The 24522-nt window shown below is 56.4% G+C and carries 24 protein-coding genes; 10 read left to right on the forward strand and 14 right to left on the reverse strand.

Translation table 11 applies throughout. The features are described from left to right. The 3 genes from AWB74_RS30950 to AWB74_RS30960 all read left to right on the forward strand — a co-directional run. Positions 1-104 (forward strand): hypothetical protein (locus AWB74_RS30950; RefSeq protein ID WP_143749339.1); only part of this gene is annotated, 104 nt, incomplete at its 5' end. Between the two features lie 50 nt (positions 105-154). Beyond that, positions 155-1534: an undecaprenyl-phosphate glucose phosphotransferase gene (locus AWB74_RS30955; protein WP_061150441.1), complete on the forward strand. Its 1380-nt coding sequence runs from the start codon at positions 155-157 to the stop codon at positions 1532-1534. Positions 1535-2521: 987 nt separating this feature from the next. Next, positions 2522-2809, forward strand: a complete 288-nt coding sequence (locus tag AWB74_RS30960; protein WP_143749340.1) for a hypothetical protein — start codon at positions 2522-2524, stop codon at positions 2807-2809. Positions 2810-3009: 200 nt separating this feature from the next. On the opposite strand, the gene AWB74_RS45835 is transcribed toward AWB74_RS30960, so the two are convergent. The 4 genes from AWB74_RS45835 to AWB74_RS30975 form a co-directional block, all read right to left on the reverse strand. Then, positions 3010-3207, reverse strand: coding sequence for a hypothetical protein (locus tag AWB74_RS45835; protein ID WP_143749341.1), 198 nt, complete (start codon positions 3205-3207; stop codon positions 3010-3012). 83 nt (positions 3208-3290) lie between these two features. Next, entirely contained in the window at positions 3291-4487 is a 1197-nt protein-coding gene (locus tag AWB74_RS30965) for a glycosyltransferase family protein (RefSeq protein ID WP_061150443.1), read from the reverse strand. 89 nt (positions 4488-4576) lie between these two features. After that, the gene (locus AWB74_RS30970) at positions 4577-5365 is read right to left on the reverse strand and encodes an FkbM family methyltransferase (RefSeq protein WP_087039307.1); all 789 of its coding nucleotides are present in this window, start codon (positions 5363-5365) and stop codon (positions 4577-4579) included. A 451-nt stretch (positions 5366-5816) separates the two neighbouring features. Next, positions 5817-7625 (reverse strand): CpsD/CapB family tyrosine-protein kinase, encoded by a 1809-nt coding sequence (locus AWB74_RS30975; RefSeq protein ID WP_087039308.1) that lies wholly within the window; start codon positions 7623-7625, stop codon positions 5817-5819. Positions 7626-8129: 504 nt separating this feature from the next. On the opposite strand from AWB74_RS30975, the gene AWB74_RS30985 reads away from it, so the two are divergent. Then, on the forward strand, positions 8130-9521 hold the full coding sequence (locus AWB74_RS30985) for a glycoside hydrolase family protein (RefSeq protein WP_061150445.1): 1392 nt from the start codon (positions 8130-8132) through the stop codon (positions 9519-9521). A 74-nt stretch (positions 9522-9595) separates the two neighbouring features. Here AWB74_RS30985 and AWB74_RS30990 read toward each other — a convergent pair whose 3' ends face one another. From AWB74_RS30990 to AWB74_RS48260, 4 genes are all read right to left on the reverse strand, one after another. Next, positions 9596-11260 carry a glycoside hydrolase 5 family protein gene (locus AWB74_RS30990; protein ID WP_061150446.1) on the reverse strand — a complete coding sequence of 555 codons (1665 nt, stop codon included), beginning with the start codon at positions 11258-11260 and terminating at the stop codon, positions 9596-9598. A gap of 106 nt (positions 11261-11366) precedes the next feature. Beyond that, on the reverse strand, positions 11367-13676 hold the full coding sequence (locus AWB74_RS30995; protein ID WP_061150447.1) for a polysaccharide biosynthesis tyrosine autokinase: 2310 nt from the start codon (positions 13674-13676) through the stop codon (positions 11367-11369). Between the two features lie 887 nt (positions 13677-14563). Beyond that, entirely contained in the window at positions 14564-15820 is a 1257-nt protein-coding gene (locus tag AWB74_RS31000) for a hypothetical protein (protein WP_061150448.1), read from the reverse strand. A 1196-nt stretch (positions 15821-17016) separates the two neighbouring features. Then, positions 17017-17145 (reverse strand): hypothetical protein, encoded by a 129-nt coding sequence (locus tag AWB74_RS48260; protein ID WP_268811216.1) that lies wholly within the window; start codon positions 17143-17145, stop codon positions 17017-17019. A 762-nt stretch (positions 17146-17907) separates the two neighbouring features. Here AWB74_RS48260 and AWB74_RS31005 point away from each other — a divergent pair. Then, on the forward strand, positions 17908-18696 hold the full coding sequence (locus tag AWB74_RS31005) for an ATP-grasp fold amidoligase family protein (RefSeq protein ID WP_235024744.1): 789 nt from the start codon (positions 17908-17910) through the stop codon (positions 18694-18696). Positions 18697-19006: 310 nt separating this feature from the next. Next, positions 19007-19216 carry a ProQ/FINO family protein gene (locus AWB74_RS48690; protein ID WP_087039309.1) on the forward strand — a complete coding sequence of 70 codons (210 nt, stop codon included), beginning with the start codon at positions 19007-19009 and terminating at the stop codon, positions 19214-19216. Between the two features lie 118 nt (positions 19217-19334). Here the strand turns inward: AWB74_RS48690 and AWB74_RS31015 are convergent, their stop codons facing one another. Next, entirely contained in the window at positions 19335-19622 is a 288-nt protein-coding gene (locus AWB74_RS31015; protein WP_143749342.1) for a hypothetical protein, read from the reverse strand. Positions 19623-20286: 664 nt separating this feature from the next. On the opposite strand from AWB74_RS31015, the gene AWB74_RS31025 reads away from it, so the two are divergent. Continuing rightward, positions 20287-20847, forward strand: coding sequence for a hypothetical protein (locus AWB74_RS31025; protein WP_143749343.1), 561 nt, complete (start codon positions 20287-20289; stop codon positions 20845-20847). 288 nt (positions 20848-21135) lie between these two features. On the opposite strand, the gene AWB74_RS31030 is transcribed toward AWB74_RS31025, so the two are convergent. The 5 genes from AWB74_RS31030 to AWB74_RS31050 all read right to left on the reverse strand — a co-directional run bounded on the left by AWB74_RS31030 (position 21136) and on the right by AWB74_RS31050 (position 23120). Then, the gene (locus tag AWB74_RS31030) at positions 21136-21393 is read right to left on the reverse strand and encodes a hypothetical protein (protein ID WP_061150454.1); all 258 of its coding nucleotides are present in this window, start codon (positions 21391-21393) and stop codon (positions 21136-21138) included. Positions 21394-21731: 338 nt separating this feature from the next. Beyond that, entirely contained in the window at positions 21732-22028 is a 297-nt protein-coding gene (locus AWB74_RS31035) for a DUF7673 family protein (RefSeq protein WP_061150455.1), read from the reverse strand. A 72-nt stretch (positions 22029-22100) separates the two neighbouring features. Beyond that, complete coding sequence (locus tag AWB74_RS31040; RefSeq protein ID WP_143749344.1) at positions 22101-22424, reverse strand: killer protein; 324 nt, start codon at positions 22422-22424, stop codon at positions 22101-22103. Position 22425: 1 nt separating this feature from the next. Then, positions 22426-22827, reverse strand: a complete 402-nt coding sequence (locus AWB74_RS31045; RefSeq protein WP_143749345.1) for a hypothetical protein — start codon at positions 22825-22827, stop codon at positions 22426-22428. 14 nt (positions 22828-22841) lie between these two features. Continuing rightward, complete coding sequence (locus tag AWB74_RS31050) at positions 22842-23120, reverse strand: H-NS histone family protein (RefSeq protein WP_268811217.1); 279 nt, start codon at positions 23118-23120, stop codon at positions 22842-22844. Positions 23121-23122: 2 nt separating this feature from the next. Here AWB74_RS31050 and AWB74_RS31055 point away from each other — a divergent pair, with 2 nt between their 5' ends. The 3 genes from AWB74_RS31055 to AWB74_RS31065 are packed head-to-tail and all read left to right on the forward strand — an operon-like array spanning position 23123 to position 24492. Then, positions 23123-23866: a lytic transglycosylase domain-containing protein gene (locus AWB74_RS31055; RefSeq protein WP_160110331.1), complete on the forward strand. Its 744-nt coding sequence runs from the start codon at positions 23123-23125 to the stop codon at positions 23864-23866. Positions 23867-23869: 3 nt separating this feature from the next. Beyond that, complete coding sequence (gene korA / locus AWB74_RS31060; RefSeq protein WP_061150460.1) at positions 23870-24157, forward strand: KorA family transcriptional regulator; 288 nt, start codon at positions 23870-23872, stop codon at positions 24155-24157. Further along, entirely contained in the window at positions 24157-24492 is a 336-nt protein-coding gene (locus AWB74_RS31065; RefSeq protein WP_160110332.1) for a TrbC/VirB2 family protein, read from the forward strand. Before korA ends, AWB74_RS31065 begins: the two co-directional genes overlap by 1 nt. Positions 24493-24522: the final 30 nt, after the last annotated feature.

Here is a 24522-nt window from a genome sequence, read left to right on the forward strand (position 1 = left end):
AGAACCCGGGCAAGGTGCCGCTCGAGATCATCGAAGTGCAGTCCGGCAGCTATCTCGGCGAAGACGACATCGTGCGCCTCGACGATAGCTATGGCCGGCACTGAGTGGCCGTTCGAGGACAATAGTCATCAGCGACTTCACAAGGGGAAAGAAAATGCGAGATTTTCAGGCATTTTTCATGCGCCTGTTTGACGTTGCCATGGTCCTCTGTGGCGCTGCTGTGGCCTCACAGATCAGATTCGCATACGTCGCCGAGCAAAGCTTCTACGTGGCATTCGTGGCGTTTGCCGCTGCATTCTCGCTCGCGCTCTTTCCCAGTTTCGATGTGTACGGGTCCCCGCGAGGCCGCAGCGCCCTGGGCCTTGTAAGAGAAGTGTCGCTTGGATGGCTGATCGTGCAAGGTTGTGCACTTGCGCTCATGTTCTCGCTACACCGCCTCGACGCTGTGTCGCGCCTCTGGTTTGCATACTGGACTGCGATATCCGGCGGTCTGATGATTGTCGGGCGTCTGATTATCCACGCGATTATCGCGAATATGCACAATGCCGGAATGAGTCTGAATCACGTGGCGATCGTTGGATGCGGCGCACATTGCGATTCGATCGTAGAGAAGATCGATCGTGCAAGATATTCGGGCTTCCGCGCGACTGTCGCGTTCAACGCAACGCCCGCTTCTGGGCACATCAATGCCAGGATACCGGTATTCGAAGAACATGAAGCGTTTGTCGATTACGTGCGCAGCCACGACGTCCATGAAGTGTGGCTTGCGCTGCCGCTTTCACAAGAGCATACGATCCTGCGCTTTGTCAATGCGTTCCGTGATGACCTTGTCAACTTGCGCTTCATTCCTGACGTGCGCAGTCTCGCCCTGTTCGAAAGTGGTGTGAGCCGCTTGCTCGATGTAGCGGCTATCGACCTCCTCGCGTCGCCTCTTTCCCGGGACGCCCGCTTGAAAAAAGAAATCTTCGATCGGGGTTTTGCATTAGCCGCACTTATAGTTCTTGCCCCGCTTTTGATCGGTATCGCGATCGCGGTGAAACTTAGTTCACCTGGCCCGGTTCTATTCAAGCAGCGTCGCAAAGGCGCGGACGGACGCATCTTCACGATCTACAAGTTCCGCTCCATGCGCCTGCATGCGCAAGACGCGGGAATCCTTCGTCAGGCTACGCGCAACGATCCGCGTGTAACCGGCGTCGGCGCATTCCTTCGGCGCAGCAGTCTTGACGAGTTGCCGCAGTTTTTCAACGTCTTGTGCGGCGACATGTCGATAGTGGGGCCGCGTCCGCATGCATTAGAACACGACGATTTATACCAGAAGGTGGTGCCTGGATACATTCATCGTTACAGGATCAAGCCCGGCATCACCGGCTGGGCTCAGGTGAATGGCTTTCGCGGAGAAACAGACCGGATCGAAAAGATGGAGAAACGCGTCGCATGTGACCTTTATTACTTGTTAAACTGGTCTTTCGGATTAGACATGCGGATTATCGTTACAACAGTTTTTAAGGGACTACGAGGTACCAACGCTTATTAATTAGCATGAGTGGGAAGCATCGTTTTTCACGACGCGGGGGTCACAGAGGACGCCGCTCAAGCAAGGCCCTGGAGTCTTCACATTCGATGAGTGGAGTGAGTGCAGCTTCGCTCTGGTCCGAGGCGATAAGGCATTTTGCATCCGCGAGTGGATCCCCGCATGACGGGGACGCTTCATGAAGCTAATGATCCGTTCGAATGACGTCTATAGCAATCGGATGTCACTCCGGCGCGTCGGCTGTAAAGCTTAGTTGAATCATGAGCTTTGGCGTTGAAGGCTACAATTAGTTAAAACATGGGGCACAACGCCTTGTCGCGACCGGCTTTAATGATCTTCCGGGTCGACCCACAAGAAGGAGGCGACAGACTCGACTGTGCTAAATTGTTTCGCTCAATGTCGCAAGGGATAGGCTGTGAATTGGATGACACGCTTGTTAAAGACTGCGCGACGGAGACGAAGGCGCTCAAGCCATTGAGCGAAGAAGCTGTTCACGGCGCGCAAGAGACGGCGGCAATGACCGCGCTGATGCGAGCTATGGAGTCGACCGTGCATCAGCGGCATTCCGATGGGCTGGCTGGCGATTCCAAGGCCTGTCGGCGACTCAAACATCGAGAATCTGACTACTCCCCACCACCGCAAGACGTCGTGAGCATGGAACGTCGCGATCGGGAAGTCGCCCAGCGAACGCGGGCATCGTGCTGGTACCCGCGGAGCCGACTATATTGACGGGTAAGTCATCGCTCGAAGCGGCGTCCCGCGTGGCCAGCCCGATCGGAATGTCGATCCCGCCGAATCTCTTTTTTCTTAGTCTACCGAGTGGATTCGGGCTTTCGAAGCAATCGCTTGCTGCACCGCTCCCGATCGCTTAGGATCTAGAAAAGACAAATTTGTGGGCGTGATAGGGGCTCGTGCACCCGTTAAGTCCAGTCGATGATCCTCTTTCTTTTGCATTCCGCCAACAATGTCACGTCGATATCCGGAGCCGTCATGTATCAAAGTGAGGAGTACGATGGGTGGAACATTCAAATTACCACGGTTAACCAGGGCGGAATTATCACGGCGATCGCAATAATCAACCGAGAAAACCTCGAGTTCCGGTTCGAAAACTTCGCTGATGCAGACACAGAACGCGCCTCGGCCGCGCGCGCAGGCGTCTGGTTGCGCGGTTGGTTAGACCTGAATCAATTAACTGGCGTGACGGCGGTAGGAGCCTCATCCCGTATTGATCAACAACCAGCGAAAAATCAGCGCCGTTTAATAGACGAACGTTATTAGCTAACTTCTAACGAAAAGGCGACCTAAGCCGTACTTTAGTAGGGACGTCGGAATCAATCCTTCGAACTGTGGCGCGACTCTGGAAACTTTACACAGCGACAGCACAGATTACAGAGTGGCAGCGTCCTTACCGTCTTGCAGGTCAGACAGCAACGCGCTACGACGCCACGTGCGCTTTGACGATTGCTGTCATTGACCAGTCAATGCTGACCTTCACTGCGCGGACGCATCCCTTCGCCACGACTACTTGGTGGATTTCGCAGAGGAAGCGCGGCATGGAAAATCAAGAGTAAGGTTCGTAAGTCCTTAAGTGGGACGGCGAGTGTTTGCACTCCCAAACGCTCGGCCTGTTCGACGAGATTCCGCACCTCTTCGATTGACTCTTCGTTCGATTTCATTTCATCGCTTCCGTGTGAGTGCTACTTTGGCTCTTAAGTGCAGCTCAGATACGACGTTATACTAAATAGCTGAGATCGACTACCTAAAGCACCGGGCGATTCAACGCGCAATTTTGGCCAGTTTTTGTGGCAGCATCAGGCGCTGCACCTAGAGGGTTGGCCTGCCGCCGCGTATCTAGTTCAGCAAGATCTTTCAGCGCCGCATCCCAACTGAAGCGGGCCGCATCCCTGAGTGCTGAGGCATGCAGCGCTTCCCATGCTCGAACGGAGCTGGCACATCGAACTTGATCAAGGAAATTGTCGGTGGTGTAGTATATTGAACTATCATCGAGCGCCGTGTCTTTTCGCCATGCAGGAGTTAGCACGGGTACGCCATAAGAGATGTATTCCAGGTGTTTAGACGAGAAACTATGTCGACGCAACTCATCGTTGCTGATGGTGACCAAGCCAAACTGATAATCCGCAATGACATCGGTCGACGGCGCATAGCCCTTATAGTTGATCTTCAAATCGGCTGGTGGCTCTGGTCCGCCATAGACGTCCAGCGAGGGACACAGTTTGCACAACTGCGCCAGCAATTCGAGGTTGACCCAATAACCGCCTAGATAACCGAGGAAGATAATCTTTGGCTGCTCATTGTAGCGCGCGATTCTCGTCTTACGATGTGTGCCGTATGTAATTGGTAAGAAATTGTCGCCACAATATTTTTTTTCGCGAACGAAATCAGCGTACGTATGCCAATGAAACGACAGGTGGTCGGCCGCGGCGTAAGCGGCCACTTCTACACTTTTCAGTCTCTCGTAGCCGGAAATGTTCAATTCTTTACCGTAAAAGAGTTCTTCGGCAAACGGCGACGGTAGGTCCAGAATCTGCACAGTGGCTATTCGATCTCCAAGTGTCACTGCCTCGTCGGGATTGCTTTCGCAAATCAGCAGGTCGAATTTGTCATGCTCGGCTAATACCTTCTGCAAAACGCGCCCCCTGATTAAAGTCATCCGCCACAGGAGTCCGGACTTAGCCACTCGGTCTATCGGGCTGCCAAGCCGCTTAGCGAGAGCAAGGATCGCCTCGTAAAAATACAGTTCGAGTTTGAGAGGCTGCATGGCCGGCAGGCGCCGGCGAAAGCCCGTTTTCGCCATGCGCGATATTTTTCCCGATTCGAATATAAGCACGGAGGAGTAACCGTGTCGCTTGAGGAATGATTCGATCTCCTTAGGTTTTATCCCGTTAGCAAAAGCGTCTTGCAAACAGATAATGACTGCCCGCTTGGATCCGCTCATAAGTGCCTCTTTCCGGCGAAGGTTGCAAGGGGCGTGGATGCGCTCAGCGTGGGATGGTTACCAAGAGCGGCCACGCCAGAAGCGGATCCTCAAACTTTATACGGTGCTTCTTGGACCACAAGGTCGGAGCGAATCATCACGCAATCCGTTTCCAGAAGACGGGGGAAATGCCCTGCATTGTTTGGCACGAACGCACTCAAAACAAAGCCACATCGCTCGTATTCGGTGAGCGCATCACGAAAGTCAACCGAGGCAGTATATAGCTTTGCGATTGACAACTCGCTCTGTAATCCCACAAACGAGCGAATCACATCGTGCGAAGCCTTGACGATATTCACATCAAAGCCCTGAGTATCCATTTTTAGAAAGGGTCTCGAGAATCCATATTCGTCGCGCAGCTTCTTCAGCATGGTCCCCAGAAGTTCTGTCCGGACCGTGACCGTTTCCGCAATTGAGTTCATTTCTTTAAACAATGAAACTTCGTCGTGCCTAGGAACACTTAGTGAACTGAACTCACTTTGCTGCATTACGTTGAATTGCGCTTCCCCGTCAGCGTCCGCTATCGCGACCTCAATTACCTTCCATTTATCGTCTCCCGCGGATCGCTCGCGAGCGACTCGCGCGTCATGAGGGCTTGGCTCGAAGGAGAATATTAAACCCTTGTACCCGGCTCTCTTTCGCAACATTTGCGCGTATTGGCCTTGGTTCGCGCCGATGTCAAACACGCAATCTACGTCTAGATAGGAGAACAGGCGGGTTAGATGAGCATGTTCCCAGGTTTGGTAGAGCTTCCTTCTGTCCAGAATCGAAAAATTCTTGACAAACGAGATGATTCGGGTGGGATCAGAAAAGGCTCGTTGGATTGAATGTGCTTGCATGTAAACGATACCTCCTGTGAAGGACCATCGCCGTCCCACGCCGTAGCATAGGCGGGAAGCTTGCGTAGGTATAGGGACTTTTCGTGTTTGATACGTATGCGGAAATGCGGCAGAGAAGATTTCGTCTGCGTAGCTTTCGATATTCGAATAGGGAGAGAAGGATTTTTGTTTTTGGACCCGACGTTAGGCGCAAAGAGTGAAGTCTACGGTCCCGCCACCAGCCTTGCACATCACTGCGATATTCAATGCCCGTAGGCAGAGCCCAGCCGTAGGAGACATTCTCGGCCAGGACGCAGCAAGACCCGCGCATCGACCGTGTTGCACAAGGTCCTAACGCTGAACATGATCCCGATGCTTAGTGGCGAATTCGCTTGGCTCATCATATGTATGTGATCCTACTGCGCAAATCGAATGCAAGCGCAGAATTGTTTGTTTGACACTGTGATCACCCTCAAAAAGGCATGGAAGCGCGCCTTCGCCGCGCGGCAACTCTGCCGACGTAGGTGCGCGTCGGTTCCTCACTGGGACCCGGCATAGCGTTGAGAATGACGCCGATGGTATTCGCCCCAATCCGATCCAGCTGCTTCACCGTCTCGTCGAGCTCGCGCTCGACGCGCGGGCCGGAATCTGCAACCAACACTGTCGAGCCTGCAAGCGGCGCAGCCAAGCAGGCGTCATTGGCCAAGAGCATCGCAGGCGTGTCGATGATGATGAGGTCGTAGCGGGGTGCCAGTTGTCGCAGCAATTGCGCCAGACGTCCATTGGCGAGCAATTGCACAGGATCGGTAAGCAAGTCGCCTGCCGGGATGACGTCGAGGCCGCCGGACGTACCGACCGAGCGGATCACGCGGTCGACGTCGACTTGGCCGTCGAGTACTTGCGCGAGTCCTGTCCTTCCCGAGAGCCCGAACAGAAAGCCGATTCGGCCGCGGCGCAAATCGCCATCCATGAGGAGCACGCGTTTGCCGGCCGCGGTATTGATGCCCGCCAGATTGACGGCCACAAACGTTTTGCCTGAGCGCGGCGCAGGGCCCGTCACGACAAGCACCTTGCGTTTCCATGGCGCAGAGGCGAATCTGATCGTTTTTTTTCGCCTGAAGTCGGAGCGTCCGAGAGGCGACAGTACAAAGCGCTCCTGCATGAACCATGTGCGTTTTGCACGAAAGGCTGCAAACCTGGGCCAATACAAAATCAAGTATGCGATGCACACGAACGATGACACGGTGGTAAGGCTGACCGTCGACGTGAGCAGAAGCAGCAACAGCATGACGAAGCCGTCGCTCGCGGTGAATGCGACGACTCCAAACAAAAGCAGCGCGCTGAACAACCCCATCTCTGCGACGTTTGCAGGAAGGCCGGCGAATGGAACGCCCGAGGAGAGCTCATACTCGATCAGACGGAAGGACGGCATATACATGTAATGCGAGCGCACATACTCAGCGGTCACGCCTCCCAATAGATCCTCCAGTTTTTCTTGAAGCATAAAGGGATATCCACCGAGCCGGTGCGAAAACGTCGTTGACCCAAAGAACGTGTGACTTTCGAGATAGAGGCCGGTCAAGCCGACCACGCCGATGAACACGGTGAGGACCAAAAGCGGATGGATGAGGCGTAGCTTTTGACGGAAGGGAAAAAGCGCCAGGAAGATAAAGATAAACAGCGACGACTTTGAGAAACAGATGAAAAGCCCGACGCAATACATCGCGACAATCCTCTTGTTGACCTTCTCGGTCAGTAGGTGAGCAATCAGCGAGGAGACGAGCAACGAGGAGAAGAAGCCGGCTTCCCGGGAGAATCCAGAAGCCCGCGCAAAGTAGAAGATCTCGTAAAAGTTCGAGTACGTCGCCGTTGCATATTGTCCCCATATTGTTCGCGCCAAAAGGGTCGGGCCAAGCTGCGCTGCGAGCCCCTTGTCGACGTAATAAAGTCCGAATTGCACGATTGCGAACGCGACATTGATTGCCATCCAGTGATGCAGATAGCAAATGTGACGTCCCATCGTATACATCAGGTAACCAATACAGATGGCAATGGATACGACCCGAACCGCGACGCTTGGTGATCCCAGAAGACTGACGGCCACGGCGACGAGCAGCGGACCGCTCCAACTGCGCGCCGTTGAGGTCAAGAATCGAAGGAAGGAAGGGTCTAAAAAGGGGACGAAGAGATAAAAATAGATCGTAAAGCCGTTGACTCGCGGATTGAAAATCACGCAAGTGAAGAACATGTAGAAGAGTATCGAAACGATTCTTGAGTACATGAGTTCCTCGTATCGGCCATTGTCTGTCCGACCCCGTCGTGGCGCCGCAGCTAAATTCAAATCATCGTATGAATCAAAACCTGTACACAAGCGACAGTGGCTTTAATGTCTGATAAGTCCTACGAAGCGACATGTAGGACAGCGCGTCCGACATCAAAATCGTCGATGTAGAAGCACCGTTGCCCGGCTTGAACTGCCGATCAAATTCGTTCCCTCCTTTGGACCCGCCGCGGTGCGTCTGCATTCGTTGCGTCACGATGTAGTCCATCTCTTTGCAGGTACATAGCGTGCCGACTTGCAAATTTCCAACGATCACACTTCCTGATACCCGTATAAGCGAACGTCTGTTCCTCTGCTGCAATCATCTGAAGTAATTTTCTCTCCTTACGATATGAATAAAGCGCGTGTTTCCTTTTTTCCTTATCGGTTACATTCAGAAACGTTTGTGGGCTATTTCGGACCATATACTGCGGCTCCTTTTAGCGAAACACGAACCTTTTCGACGTGTCCTTCAAATCCTTCCCCCAACAGCAGGAGCAGGTATCGCCTGCCATTAATGACTCCGTACCACCGATATCGCGTAGAAACTTCCTGTCTCTCCTGATGGCAAGCGCCGGCAGCGTCGCTCTGTCGGCGTGCGGTGGTGGTGGTGGCAATGGTTCTGCTACGGACGACATCGCAAACACCGAAAAGGGCGTGGCCAAGGCCGCCTCGGCAAGCGGAACGGCCATTCCCCCAGCAACATCGATCACCGACTCCTCGGGCAACGTCTGGACGCTCGTCAACGGTCGCGTGACTCGCAACGGGACCGGCCTGATGACAGGCTCCCCAGTCGCTTTGGTCCTCATTGTTTACTACAACGGCACGATCTACGCGCAGAGTTCGGCGGGTATCTGGTACAGAAACGGCAGCCCTTGGACGAACCTCGGCACCGCCGATCCGCGTGGCACAGCCTCGGCGCCCAACACCTCGCTTTTTTACGGCATGAACGGCCACATGGCGTGGGACAGCGGCATTTACAACACCATGTCGGCCGCCGCGCAGCTTGCGATCCTCAGGGATTTGGGCGTCACGAACTACCGCGCCGACGTGGCTTCTGTCGGGATGGCGAAGATTCTCGCAAATGCTCTGACGGGCCCGTTCAAAAACAGCGGCGTTTCCATTCTGCCGGTGCTCAATCCGGCGTCGATCGGCTGGAATTGTTCGATGAGCGAGTCGGCGGCGTATACGCTTGGCTATAACCTCGCGACCACCGTTACGACGCCTCTCAAAGGTCTGGTGAAATACATCGAATGCGGCAACGAGCTCGAAGTGCCCGTGCGGACCAGTGGCGATGGGCACAGCACTAACAACTACGATTCCGCATCGTGGCTTCCATTCCGTGGCGTGATCCGGGGCATGATCGACGGTGTCCGCGCCATCGACCCGACGATCAAAGTCGGCGTGAACGTCGGCTATCCGCTCGCTTTCCGTGCGCTGCAGATGCTGTGGAACGGTATCACCCCAAATGGCACGGTCAACGGTGTGAGCGGCGCGGCAACAGTTCGCTGGGACATCACCTGCTACCACTGGTATGAAAGCTCGGGCGATGCGCTTTGCGGTTGGATCAATAACCAGTGCTTCGATGTTCTCCAGGCGCTGAAGGATTCGTTCGGCGTGCCCATCTGGCTGACCGAGTGGGGCTGGCACGGCCCGACCGATACGCCGGATCAGCAAGCTGCGTATGTCACCAAGGCCTTGACGGAATATAAGTCGGTCAAGGACAAATACAACCTCCAGTCCGTGATGATGTATGCGTTGATCGACGACTCCTTCGGGCTGTTGAAGAACGACGGCGTCACGAAGTCGCCGGCCTACGCCGCCTTCAAGAACTTCGTCAAGGCAAATCCGGCGTAAGCGCAAGTCGGAACGAAGCGCTCCGGCTTGCGGTATGCCGGAGCGTTTTTTCATGGCTTTGCGTCCATATCGCCTCATCGGTTTGCCGGGACGAGATACTTCGGCAGCGCGCCAAGTTTCCACTCGAAGCCTTCCTTTACTTCGAGAGTCGAAGTCGAACCCTGCCAGTCAATCTGCGTGTATCTTCCCGGCGGAATCGGCGCTGGTGTGAGGACGGGATCGGCATCGGCATCGCTCTTCCAGCCCGCGATCACGCCATCGTCGCCACCGTATTGATAGATCTTGGTCGTATCGTCATCGACGAACGAGCGATTCCACTTGCGCGCGCCGATGGTACGGAACAACGTAGCGGCGGCGACGTACGCAGGTTTCGGCGACAAATCGAGCCGTAGGAGGCCGAAGTTGGCTTCCTTGTCGTTCGGGTTCACTCCGTCATCGACGAAGTCGTACCAAATCACCGTTTCCACCGCGTTGAAGCGCCGCGAGAGCAGGAAAGTGCGCGCCGCCGCGGCCGCTTGCTTGCGCTCCGACAAGCCCGCATTCGCGGGACTCGACGGCCATCCGATCTCCGTGACGTACAGCTTGAGCGGTCCCGCGCCTGGTCTCGGATGAGACCGGGTCATGCCCTGCAGATGTGGCCATACGGTCGATACGTTCACTCGGGGCAGCGGCGAGCCCTTCGCAACGTATCCGCGATCGGGATCATGCGGCGACATATACGGATGAATGCTGAAGCCGTCCTGGTACTCCAGTGCACCTGCCTTCACAATCTGCACGATGCAATCGCCGCCTGGGCCGCCGCCGGCCCCGCCTCCTCCGCACGACAGGACGCTCGCGTCGGGGCTTTGTTTCTTAATCGCGCCGTACACCTGCTTGAGCAGCGCAATATACTTGTCATAGCCGATGCTCGCAAACGCCGGCTCGTTCCATATCTCCCACGTCTTCGCGTAATCACGATAGAAGCTGACGACTTTCTCGGCGTAGCGGACGAAGAGGTCGCGTTCCTGCTGTGTTTGGGGGAAGCCTTGCGGTCCCTTGAAGAGCCCCGGATAAGCGCGCCCGTTGCCGAAGTCGAGCTCGATCAGCGGCTTCAGGTTCATCCGCGCCGCCACCCGCACATATCCGCCATAGTCGTTGTCGTTGCGCGGAAACTGAAATTGGCCTGGCGTTTTCTCGATTTCGCTCCAGTACACCTCGTCGCGAATCCACGCGAAGCCTGCACGCTTGACCAGCGATAGCACGGTTGCGGGTACGCCTTTTCTATGAGCGAAGTGAGTCTGCACGCCGGCGTCGCTGAAGCCGCCGCTGCCGACGGCGAGGGCGGCGAGGCTCACCTTGAGCGAATCTCTTTCGGCGCCATCCGTCGACACGATTTTCGTGTCGAGCACATAGAGACCGGCGCCGGGCAGGGAGACATCGACCGATATCGATTCGCCGCTGCCCCTTGCGATGGAGACGCGATATTTGCGGAGCGGCGACTGCGATACTTCGGCGTTATCGTCGTAGCGATAGAGCGCCGCGACGACTTCGTCGCCGTCAGACATGATTGCGGGCGCGATCTTGAATCCGATGCGTCTGCTTCCCGCATCATCGCTGATGAGTGCTCCCGGTGCGGTCATCAACTGCAGGGCGAAGGCCGGGTGAGGGGCGGCCGCCAGTGTGATCTGGCCGGCCAGCATCATCGTGAGGCGTGCTATCAGATTTACGCGCTGCGTACGGAGCGGAAAGCTGCGCTTCATACAAACTCGGACATTCGAATTCCTGTTGGCGTTGGTTTCCACGGTACAAGTCCACGTGCCGTGGTTCATGCGGCGGTCCACGGCGCTCTTGACGGGACTGACGCGCTTATTCCTCTTCGGTGTCGGAATTTGACATGTACGCGCTCGCGTACGCGTATGTGCGTCTTTCGCTGCGGCGTTTCGGAACCGCATTAAAGATCACACCCGCGATGCGCGCGCCTGTGAGGTCAAGCCGCTTGATCGCTTCCTCCAACTCCTCTTCACTTTGTGCGCTGGGGCGCACCACGATCACCGATGCGCCGGCGTTGGCGGCGATGAGGTTGGCATCGCTGACCGCAAGCACCGCCGGTGTATCGATGATGACGAGATCATACTGTTGGCGTAGGTAGTCGAGGATCAGCGGGAGGCGCGGTGTCGACAGCATCTTCGACGGGTTCGCCGGGAAGTGGCCCGACGTCAGCAGCGACAGACCCGGCACGTCGATCTGACGGACAGCATGATCGACGTGCACCTTGCTCGCGAGGACTTCCGAAAAGCCGTTGCCCCCGTTCTGTCCGAAGATCGAAGCCATGCGCCCGCGTCTCATGTCACCGTCGATCAGAAGCACACTCTTGCCGGATTGTGCATGCAGCACGGCTAGGTTTGACGCGACGAACGTTTTCCCCGTGCCCGGCGTAGCCCCCACGACTGCAAGCACGTTGTTCGGCGCTGGCGCGATGTCAAGCATGAGCGACGCATGCACCGCGCGCAACGCTTCCACAGCCATGTCGTGATTGCCGAGGCTCGAGAGCGGGTGGCTTCCGTCTGCGCGAGGCACGACTTCGAGATCGTCACTCAGCACGCCAGACGGTCGATCGTTGGTCAAGAATGGCAGTCGATGTATGCCAGGCAGGATCGATGGCCTCGATGTGCGATCGAGACGCGCCTGCATCGCGCTGAAACTGACCGCACCGAACACGGGCAAGCTCAAACGGCGCTCGACCGAGTGCGGCGTCTTCACGCTGCGCGAGAGCTGGTCACGGAAGAATACGAATAGGATGCCCAAGATCAAGCCGCCGGCGGCGCCGCCGGCGATGATGAGGATTCGCTTGGGCTTCGACGGGTCGGTCGGATAGATAGCCGAATCGATAAGATGCACGTTGCCGATTGTGCCCGCGCGCGTGACGGCAAGCTCGCTCGCCTTTTCACGCATAGCCACATAAATGTCTTCGGCGACCTTCGCGTCACGCGTGAGGTCCATCAGCTTGCGCTCGGAAACCGGGAGTCGCCCGAAGCGCTGGTCGAACGTCCGCTTTTGCGCGTTAAGGGTCGAGAGTTGTTCGTCGATGGTGCGCACCTCGCGCGTGCCCGGTGCGAACCGGCTCGCCACTTGAGTCCGTTGCATAGTGAGGGTGGCAATCTGCCGTTCGATGTCGATACTGCCCTGAAGATATGACGACGCTTCGGTGCCTGGTTGCATCGAACTTGCAGACGTGCGGTAGTTGCTCAGTTCACTTTCAGCGCGCTGCAATTCGCGCTCGAGGCGCGGAAGTTCGCCGATAATGAAGTTTCGAGTGACGCTTGCTTCTTCGCGATGCTGGTCGACGTGCGCCGCAATATACATCTTAGCAATGGCATTCGTAACTTCCTGCGCGAGTTTGGGATCGTCGTTCTCATAGATGATTTGCACGACACCGGAGTCCTTCATCGACTCCATGACCTTTAGGCTCTTTAGAAAACGCAAGACCGCCTGATACTCGCTGTAACGGATCACCTTGAATTCAGTACCAGGCCGCGCAACGAGCTTGTCGACAAAAATCGAGGTGCCGTCCGCGCTAATCAGTTGGCCGACGGCGCCATGGAGAATAGGGTTGCCATCGGGATCACTGAGCTCGTAAGCGCCTTCTGGTAGAACGCGCAAAATAAGCGTCTTGTTTTCCAGGCGCGGCGGCACCGATAGGGTCTTGATGTCCGTATCCTCACCGCCCCATGCAAACGATTTGAGGCCTAGAACGGGAGCCATTGGCTGCTCTGGGGTGGCGAACAGTTCCCAGATACGTCCGAACAGGGGCACCTGACGGGGCGTAACAGCTATATCCTGATGATATTCCTTGATGACCGGCAAGAGCACTGCGCGGCTCTGAATGATCTGTATCTCCGCATCGGTCGGCAGTGTGGTCGGAACCATCTGCTGCTGTGCCTGTGCGTTCACGCCGAAAGCGTTGGGATTCGGATAGTCGACCTTGATTAGCGCGTCCGACGAGTACACCGGCGTGGCGACAAACGCATAAAGCGTCGCGGCACCGGTCACCAGCACCATGATCGCAATCACGACCCACACGTTATCGACAATCAACTTCCAGAAATCACTGGCAGAAAACGGGTCGTCTCGGGTGCGCGCGGGTACTGGATCGATCCCAAGAACTGGTGTGTTCATCAGAGGTTTTCCTCATGGATTCGAATGCCGAACAACGACACTGCGGTCTAGGTACAAGTCGAACGAACGCTTCCTCGGAAGCATGGTCGCCGCCAACAACGGGCACATTGGTACTGCGAACGACCGTTAGCATCGGAAAATAAAAATCGGGTTCGCAATGGCTCACCCTCAAGCTCGATGCACTTGCTGTACGTGCGGCAACCCACATTTCTTAAAAAGGGACCCACCGGCGGACCAAATTGACAGCAGGTTTCGTCATCTTCGACTTATATTCAATCTTCAGACGTGAATGTGCTAATTCACACTAAAGTCAATCCTGCGCTGTGTAAAAGGAAAGCTGCGGAACGAGGGAACGCTACGGTATCGCTCGGTCCATATGGTGGGCGCTTCGATTGATCGCTTAAACGCCACTCACCTATGTCCACGTGGTCTCCTGATGTACCTGCAAGAAACGAAATCGTTGACAGGGACAACAGTCGTTCCCAGGAACGACCTATCGCAGCCGGCACGGATGTGATGCGTCCGCAGGCATGTGAGTAGGATAAGGGGATAAGAAAGTTTTTTGGAAACCAAAATCATGCAAGATCTATTTAGAGCGTACGTTTCGCTTCCAATGCCACTGCCAACGGCTTCTGACGCATGAGAAGCGAACGCGGCTCTGCGTCAATTGCCTGACGAATAACGGATCAAGCCTGTATGGCGAAGTTGAAGTCACCGTCAGTTGGAAGAATTCATGTGGTCTGGGTTTCTCCTGTTAGTTCAGACGGACGAAAAAATTTGATCGAAAAATAGTGACCCCTCACAAACGCGACTGGCCTTGGCGAACGGCGCGACGACGACCGGGCAGTGTCAACATGGGCGTGTTGCTGCTGCCTCGCTCTTCTCGGTCAAATTAGGGGCGTAGAAGGCATGGGTTTGAAAGCCGACGCAATGGCGGCAATGGCATTAACGACGCTGCCGCCTGAGCTTCGCTCGCATCTGCGAGTCGCTTGCTGGTCGTGGGGGACATAGGGTTTCCAGCCATAGAAACTCATGAATGGGCCCGCGCCGGCGTTCGCACGACTATAATTCCGGGCCTTCTCTGTCAGCGCCGCGAGTACCTTTTGGTCGACTCGATTTGCGCGTCGCCGCAAGACATCGAGCGCGACATTCGCGGCGGTCAACGACTGCGCCAGGACGGGCAGTCCGCGTCCGATCCCGACGTCCAGCAAGCGAATCACCCGGGAAACGTCGCTTGCGTCTTCGGCGATTGCACGGGTGGCGAGCAATATAGCGGCGTCGGATGAGACGCGCGCCATCTGGAGGAGACTTCCCGCGTCCGCAAGCGTGAATCGATCAAGCGCGTGGAGCCTTATCGCGGCATGGCCGAGCGCACATCCGCTCAGCGGATCATCGCCTACGCGTTCCCAGTCAAAACCGTCGCCGAGCTCCTTTGCGACGCCCGCGGCGTGCACCGATTGATTCATCGAGAGGAGAGAGAGCAAAGTGTTACGCGGGCCCGTTGGCAAGCGGGATACGACCACATTCAACGGATCGCCATCGGCGCGGTCCGCGGCATTGGCGGTGAGAAGCACCTTGACGCGACCTTCTGGAAGTGAAACAAAGCGAGACGGAAGGTCCGGCCCTCCGATCTGCAAGACAGATGGCTCATGCGTCGTTAATTCGAACTGCTTCGCATAGTCATTCGATTTTTCCTGGTCGACCGTGAGATTCACCGGACGCCACGCGCTCAGCCTGCGCGCCCAAAGTCTTCCCCACACGTGGGACGCCGAAGTCTCACTGAAAGAAATACGCGCGTGCTGCGCCAGATCCACGTCAGCCGCGGCCCATGTGAGCCAGTCGGGGATATCGTCAGGACATAGGTCGATCGTATGTTCGGTGAATCGTCCGATCAAGGGCAGGCGGCGGCTAATACGCGCGCCATGCCGTGTGGTGAGTTCGACGAACACGCATGACACACCGGCGCCAGTTGATGCACCGGTCGAGTGCGCTTCGTCCGGAAGTAGAACGGTTCTCAGCCGCTTCGTCGAGAGCATGTCCCGATCGAGGACTGATCCCAATTCGTTCTTTATCTCGGCGGGCAATGCAAAATCCCCTTCATCATCGTTCAGTCTTGCGAGACCAAGAATGAGGACCCGGCTCATACAATGGCCTCCAAACGTTGTAAAATAGAACAGGGCCTCGGCCAAAATGCCGTTCTTCGCAGAGGATGGCCTGTTCTTGGACGTACTAAATTATTCGCTGTACTACCATATCTATTCGGCTCGTCCCGCGCAAGCAGGAACGCGAAAGCGCGTGGAGCACATCTGCCACATACGTCGGGGGTTGAGTTGACGCCGCCTCCTCGGGAGCCGACCGGGACGCGTCATCGCCTGCCGCGTGGCTGGGTATCAAATGCCTCTCGCGATAAGCGGCGGCGAACACCGAGGCGGACAAAGTCATTCACGGTTGAGTTCGGGCTAAGACAACGTTGGGCTCTCTTACACGTTCTGCGTTCTACGCTGTCCGTGCATGCCGATCAGGATTGCGATCGTTCTCAGCAACGCATTCGCGGCGCTGCGTACGATATGTGCATTATGGATTTAATTCATGTTGACACGCCGGTATCGGGCAAAGGATATTCTTTAGCGACTAATCAGCCTTCGCGAAAAACGCGACGACTTCCGAGTGCTCAGTTAATTCAGAAGTCCAGCTCACGTTACGCTAGCAGCCCCTGCGGTTGGGCCATATTCTCGGCTATCCGAGGGTATATCGGTGTGTTAAGGTCAGACTCGACCTTCCCGGTCAACATGAAAATTGGTTTCTCCAATAGGGCTCACGTGGCGGTGCATCCGCTGAGCGGGCTACCATCGACTTACTACTGACGCATCGCGTACGGCACTCAATCTTTACTGCAAACATGGACCAGCGAGAAGAGTGGCGGTCGCTTTACTCCGTCGTTTGTCCCCGCTGCGAGAGCCTGTCTCAAGCAGACGACCTCCCGTGTCCCTATTGCGGCGCAGACCGCCATGGGGCTGTGCTGACACGGGCGGATGCGTCTCTCTTGGAAATCGACGAGGCCGTGCGCGCTATGGTGCGAGCGGCGTCGGCCCGCGTCCTCGATGATTCGTCTGACGGATCGAACGGTAGCGGCGCGGCCCCGCAGGAAGTTGGTACAGGGTCGTGGCTTCTCTCGTCGCGGGCGCCGCTGCTTGAACGGAACACGTTACTTGCAGTGATGGCCGTCGGCCTCTGCGGCATACTTGGATCGTATGGATGGGTGCGCAATGCTTTAAATGACGGCGTTGGTGGATCGAAAACGGAGGCGGTGAGTGCAGTAGGCAACGTCCGCGAGCCTGCCTCACCGGTCGCCCAGTTGGGAAGCGCAAAGACAACCGGTATCGTGGACAATAAAGAAAGCATCCCGCTCGCCCAAGATCATTTTCTCGCCATGGTGCGTCCAATGAATCGCGCCGCCTTCATGCTGCATGGGGTGTCGCCTTTGCCGCCGTGCATCGTGACAGCCCTACCGGCATCGGTGTTCGAAGCGCGGTGGTGCGACGCGACCGCCTTGACGCGAAGTGGGGTGGAAGCGCGCGGTGTGAATGCCTGGGCTGGAACAATTGTCCTTCGAACAGCTGAGAAAACGCTCCGGGACACCACCAGGGCAAGCCGTCCGCCGGAATCAAGCCGTACGACGAGCACACGCCACCGTACGTCGTATGCCGATCCGCGCGTTGATAACCGGGCTGCTCATGCGAAGTCCGCGCAGCAACCAGCCCGCCATGTTGCGGGGACGACGAAGACACACGCCGAAATGCGTATGCCACAGCATGCGGCGCCTCTCCGAAAGAAAACTGAGGTCTCTCACGTTGAACGCCCCAACGGCGTCCCGCTACTGGTCGAGCCAGCGACGACGTCATCCGGAAACCGGAGATCGAGCGCCACGCCCGATCGATTCGATGGCCCCTTGCAGGCAGGGAATCGCGGCCCCACTGTACGGCCGTCGCCAATCAATACGGGACGGGGTGACGCACACTGAGGTCAAGATAGCAGCCGCGTTCAGTCGAATATCGACAAAGTGACACGATCTCGCAAGAACGCAATTATTGTGATAGCACCATTCTTCGATGCACGTAAGGGGATCCGGATGTTATTAGCAAAGAAGTTTTTCGACAGCACGAAAGCGTACTTGCCAGATCCGGTATTCCTGAGTATCACGCATCGTCGGAGGGTTGGACGATTCCCCGATATGCGGAATCCCAAAACTTTCAATGAGAAGATCCTCCAGCGGTGCCTGTACCCCGACCCTCGCTTTGCGGATCTCACTGACAAGTTGAAAGTCCGTGAGTACGTGGCGAGAAAAATCGGTCCGGTACATCTCATCCCTTTGATAGCGAATCCGGAGGCTTTCACGGAAGAAGTTTTCGAGCACCTTCCGTCCGCATTCGTGATGAAGTCCAATCACGGCAGCGGCTTTGTGAAGATTGTTGAGGACAAGAGCCGCGTGTCGTTCGAAGAACTCTCCGCTTTGTCGAAGCAGTGGCTATCAACGAACTTCTATAATGTGGCTCGCGAACGTCATTACCGCATGATTGAGCCGCGCGTCTTCTTCGAGAAGCTTCTGCTTGCCGAAGGCGGGAAGGTCCCGGCTGACCTGAAAGTCCATGTGTTCAACCGACCATCGGGCGAGCAAACTATCTTCATCGCGGTCATCTCGGACCGATTTGGCGATAATCCGCGTGGCGACACATACGACGCTAGTTGGAATGTGCAGGATATTTGGATCGGTCACTATCGACGTAGCGAAAAGCCCGCGCCACCTCCGGAGAAACTGGACCGCGTGATCTCGATAGCAAGCATCCTTGCATGTGAATTCGAATATGTGCGAGTCGATGTTTACGAACTGAACGGTACAATCTACTTTGGTGAATTAACGTTTACGCCGGGCGCAGGCGTTTTTCCGATGCGGCCGGACGAGGTTGACTATGAGTGGGGCCGGCTGATTCAGCCGAATGTGCTGCATCATGCAAACAGATAGCGCCCGCAGAATGCGAGACGCGGCAATGACCAACGGCCGCGACGGCGCGCACATGGCTATATGCGATAGCCTCGGCAATCTTCCGAGCGGATGAGTAACAATCGTGCCGACGTGACTGGCATGCATTCGTGCCGAGTTTCAATGACGCTCAGCGATCAGGGTGAGGCAATTTGCGCGACTCCATGTGGCCGGGTCATTCGATGCGAGTCGTTCCCGCTCCGCCATGCTCCATAGTGAACTGGTCATCGATTCAAAGGATCAAGCCCGACGAATGAGGCAGGCGATATAAAGGCTTGACGCTCGTAATGGCGTGAAGCTCTGGTGTCGCGGCCAACGCTATTGGACCGGTCTCATCGAAGGCGATGTGCGCGTGGATCTTGTCGGCGCAATCACTGGCGTTGTCACCGCTGTCGAGGCACAGTATGGCAAAAATCAGGAGGAGACTCGGCACGGGAGCAGATTGCTGCGCATCGTAATGATCGACCGCGTTGACCGGCAAAACACTTCAACTGCAGGGTAAATTGGACATAATGAACATTAACGCATTTTAGTTAGTTATTCGAAATATCTACAAACCGCAATATTAGCTGTTGAGCATGGGTCGGCTTAGGGGCATTCTTTGTCGGCGAAAGCGAGCGTTATTGCATGCGTGCCGCACTGGGGAGCGGCGACCGTCGTCCGCTCAGCGTGAACCGATCCAAGCGCTCGCTCGCCTCCATGTGTACGTAGCTGGGGGCACCATCAAACTGGCGGTCGGCTTGTCGCAGGATCGCCTCGAACAGCGGCGCGTCGTCCCGCTCAAATCGCCAAACGCTCTCCCGCTCGGTTCTTTCTAAACAGCGTTCAAGTGCGGCTTCGGCGTGCACATACACCGTGAGATCGGTGTCGCCGTACCCCGCGTCCTGGACGTAGAACGTCAGGTACACGAGCCGCACCATCTCATTTACCAGATAAGCGCTACCGGCTGTTTTTTTTGCAGGCCGCCCAGGTCATATGACGAGCCAAGGAGGCCTCGCGTCTCGCGCTCTCGGGCAGCGGCAGGAGCATCCCTTTGCTGAGGGAACCGTGGAATTTTCGAACGGACGAGCGGACGGATTTTCGATTCGCGTGGCGTTTGGACATCTGGTTGAAACGATCAGAGGGCGGGACGACCACGAGAGCAGTGTAGCAGAGCGCTATATCTATACCGTCTGAGTTCCACCGCAGCAAGGACTTCCGTTCGTATATGAAACCCGTACTTGATTGTGGGGGCCGAAAAGCTGTCTTCGGTAAGAAATGGCTGCGGCTTAACGTGTCCCTAGACCTCCTCCTAACTTTGGCGTAACGCAGGCGTAATGACGAGCGAACGGCTGATAACGTACTGCCATTCGCCTGCTCCCAAGAAATCAGTGCATCCGCAGGCTCATGACTAAGGGAGCCAAAACGGCTTGCAATTCCTTTTGACTAACATATCCTTTCTGTAACGTCCGGCGCAACATTGTCAGGTATCTGCGGGTGCATACGGGCGTTGCTTGCGGTCCTCGTCTCGGTCGATGCGTTTCCTAACGTAAGCACATGTTTATACGCCTGAATGGGCAGAGGGAGAATACCATGCCTTATACGAAATTAGGTGTCCTGTCTATCTTGGTGGCAGCTTCAATGGCGACCGCCATTCCCGCTTATGCGTCAGGCGAATGTTCGGCATCGTCCCTCAAAGGAGCCTACTCGTTCAGTGCCCGTGGTGAGTTGCTTGGTATTCTGGACACAACTAAGTCTCCGCCAGTATTGGATCCGCTCACCAAACCAATCGTCATTGACGGAGTGGCCCTCCAGACCTTCGACGGAGCAGGGAGCTTTACGCGAACTGATTTTCTCAATACCAATGGCACGCCTCGGGCCGGACAGACTGCATTTAATCCGAACCAGCATGGCACATACACCGTGAACCCCGACTGCACGGGGACCATGCATATCGTCTATGACAGCGGCGCGGTACTGGACCTTCAGATGGTGCTTGCGGACAACGCGGAAACAATTAAAGCGATAGTCAGTGTCGAGACAGTGCCGTCGTTTCCCTCCACGCCGAACGCGACCTGCGGGACTGGCTGTGCCATCGGGGTCCAAGTCAGTCTCGACGGACAGAAGACCCGCGATCGCGATCACCGCCATTGATCAAGATCGATCTTGAGCGCAACTCGTGCGGAGAAAGGCTTTGACGGCGAGTAAATCGAACCTAATGGGCGAGCCGTCGGACGCGAAATCCGATGAAAGGAAAGGTGCCTAATGGACGTCACGGGAGCTTCCGTTACGTTGCAAAGTCGGCAGCGGGGGTCTGATCAGGCAGAGGGCGCCACAGCGACGAGCGCAGGCGGAATCGGTACTGCGGTTTGAGCGCCGCGGTTCTGCGCCCTTCCATCCTCACCCATCCCGTCGACCCGGCTAGTCAGGCTGATGCTTCGGCTAGCCGGGCGCCTCAGAAATCTCTCTCATCAGGGCGCCGAGTCGCGTTTTCAATTCGGCTTTCGTGAAGTCGTCGACATTGCTTGCCTCGATCTCTGCCTCCAACACAGGCAGCTGATGCCGTAACTCGGATCGCATGTCCTTTCGATCCTCGTCGGCGCAATCCTTCCAGTACCCCTCTACAAGGTCGACTTCATGTCGCCATTTGACTCGTTGCTTTCGCAGTCGAGCGTTCCGTTCGGTCAGCTTGTTTCCCATGGTTGGAGCCTTACACCCTTAACAAACGCGCGAGGTTCTGCAGGCTGAGGAAGGACGCGACGTCCAGATCGTCAGTTAAAGGCGTTGGTGCGCCGCTGTGACGGAGCGGAACCCTTGCTGGGGCATCCGAGGCAGCACTGGCCTCAATCAACGATATGGAGACGATTGCCAATTCTCATTCTCAGAATGACCTCCGCACGACGGTGTCGGCGGAAAGCCTTGCAGCAAGCAGAACCGCGGCAGGACGCACTGCTTAGCGGCGACGCGAAAAATCGGTCATCGGCAACTTCGCACGCCAATTCATACGGGCGGGTCAGCATACTGATGCCGCCGTTGCCTCATTGTGTCATCAGCCCGGGGCGCCAATCGCGCACAATGGATTCGAACTGCGGCCCATAGCCGAGGTTGTCCGGGTAGCCGCCTGCTCGTACAGCCAGAGCAAAAACTATAACGACATCGGCTGCAATGTTTGCATCGAGTCCCCAAGTGGCGGCTATGTCGAACCCGCCGCATTCTTCAGCGTTCCACCATGCGAGTAGAAAATCCGCCACACGTCGGCTTTGACCGGTGTCACCTCGCGCATGTATGAGCAACCGATCGAGCGCTGCTTTTTCCTCGTCCGTCATTTCGAACATATCTGTACCTTTGCATCGTCTACGGGCTGAACAACCGGCAACACCTATCTATTCTGTCGCGCCGATAGACAATCATAGGGTGGCATTCCCAAACTTGGAAATGACGGAATCAACTCCGGACGCATCGGCACCAGCACCCGGACAGGAATTCAGATAATCCTTGCGCGCATTGGGTGTCGCGATGAGGTCCATGTGGCCATTATGCATTTTGATGATCGATAGGAAGTCGCTAACGCTCTGTGAACAGCCGTCCTGAGCGCTTCCGTTACCCGCGATGCCTCCTTGAACCTTGCCCACCATGCAAATTAGAGACTGGCACGGATCTTTGGCGAAAGCAGAAGAACATACCGAAAAAGCTGCGAATATCGTAATAATTGCAGACTTATAACGCGTCATCTCAGCCTCTTAGCGGATTTTGTTTCTTTTGAATGGTAAGACATTTTATAAAACTGACGTAAAATCCGAGCGTCAGCAGCAGTACGATGATTGCGCCGCATGCAATGATGCAGAAATGCAAGTCACGCCAGTGGTTCATCCCTTCCATCACCACAATGAGAAGAAGTCCGATGATGCCGAGCTTGAAAACGAATCTCGCGGGCCGCGCGAGCAGAAGCAACAGGGACAGCAGGAAGTCCAGCGAGCCAACCCATAACGCGCGCAGCAAGACCAGCGCGACCTTCTTCACTGCGCGTACAACGCGTCGACAGACGGGCACTCGCTGCCGCGCGCCCGCATCCTGAGTCGCCGACGGCGAAGCTCGAAATTCTCGCTTCCGTCCAGCTGAAAGTGGGATGCCCATGCTCAACCTCCTCGTCAGATTTCGAAGTCCGAGAGCTGCGCGCCTTGTTCGAGATAGGCCCTTAACCAGTCGGGCCGCTTGCCGCGACCACTCCATGTGTTGAACGGATTGGCCGGATCACGATAGCGAGGCTCGCCTTTCGGGGCCTTTTGCGCCTGCGTGACGAACTGGATTGAGTTCAGTGTCCGCCCTGCTCTTTCGGGTTCCTTGGTTTTTTTCACGCCCCGCGTTGACACCGCACGTTTTTTGTCTATCATAGGATTGATGATTGAAAATGCAATTTCAAGAGTCAATTATGTTGAGCAGACTCCTCAGTTTGATCCTCGTTGCCGCGTCGTTGGCGAGTGCGCCGCCGATCGCGGCGGCGGCGATGCCGGCCGAGATCGCGGCGCTTGCGCGCACCTGCTATCCCGACGTAAATCCGGTGACCATGGGCTCTATCGTGTCTCACGAATCCACCAACCGGCAATTCGCGATCAACGTCAATGGCAATTATCGCTTGCCCCGGCAGCCTGCTGATGCAGAGGAAGCTGCCGCGACGATTGACTGGCTTCAGGCGCAGGGCATGAATTTCGATGTGGGTTTGGGCCAGGTGAATTCAGCCAACTTTGCAGCGCTCGGTTTGACTGGCCGACAGCTGCTTGACGCATGCACGAATCTTCGGGCAGCGGCAGCCGTCCTCACGGGCTGCTACGCCCGAGCGGTCAAGCATCACGGTGAAGGGCAGAAAGCCCTGTTGCACGCACTTTCCTGCTACAACACGGGTTCGCAAACGCGCGGATTCTCCAACGGCTACGTCAAGGCCGTTGTCGCGCAGGCGCGAGTTCTACAAATCCCCGCCCTGTCGAGTGACGCGAGCGCGGTGAGTGGAGCGCACCCCGTGTCTGCCGCCGCGATCCGAAGCGACCCTGGCGACAAAACAGGCGGCACGCGGCTGATCCAAGCCGCGGCCGTAAAGCCTCACCGGGACGACGAAAGTCAAGGCGCGTTCGCTCACGACGACCCCGGCGCATTCGGCTCGGAGAAGCCGGAGCCATGACGAATGCAGATTTATTTGATTCCTCAGCGGCAGCTGGAGGACGAAGCTAAGCGCGGTCGCCTGCAGGCCGTTTCCATTCAACGCGTCGCTATCAAGCAGTGGTTTCCACTCTTTGAGATCGGCGATGACAAAGCAAACGTTGTCGTCTGTTCAGTGCGCGTGCAAGCAAAAGAGGAAGTGCGCTATTGGGCTGACTTGAGGTTGTTGGTTGAGTGGCTTCGTGAGAGATGCGGAGTCGAAAGCTGTTCATTGCTGCTGTCCGATTGGAACCCCAAACCCGGAGAACCTTGATGAACGTCGTAGCTATTCGGAAAAATGCCCGCCCAGTCGCAACTTCCTTTGCGACCGTCAATCGAGCCCTGTTGATGGCATGGGCTCCCTTCCTTACCTTCGTCGCCTCATCGACCGCAACGGCGGCTGGCACGGATACCGGCGCGTCGGCCCTGTCGTCCCTGCAGGCCTGGATGATGGAGTGGATCCCCATCGGCGCCGCTCTTCTCATCATCGCCTGCGCCCTCGGCTGGATTGCGCACCTGGTTCGCGCTGATTTCGCGGTCCGTTGCGTCGTGGGTCTCATCGTCGTCGGCTCCGCCTCATACCTCGTCGGCCTGTTCGGCATCGCCTAACCAGTACCGGTAATAAGGCCGATGCAGGGT

The sequence above is a fragment of the Caballeronia arvi genome, assembly GCF_001544695.2.
GTDB lineage: Bacteria > Pseudomonadota > Gammaproteobacteria > Burkholderiales > Burkholderiaceae > Caballeronia > Caballeronia arvi.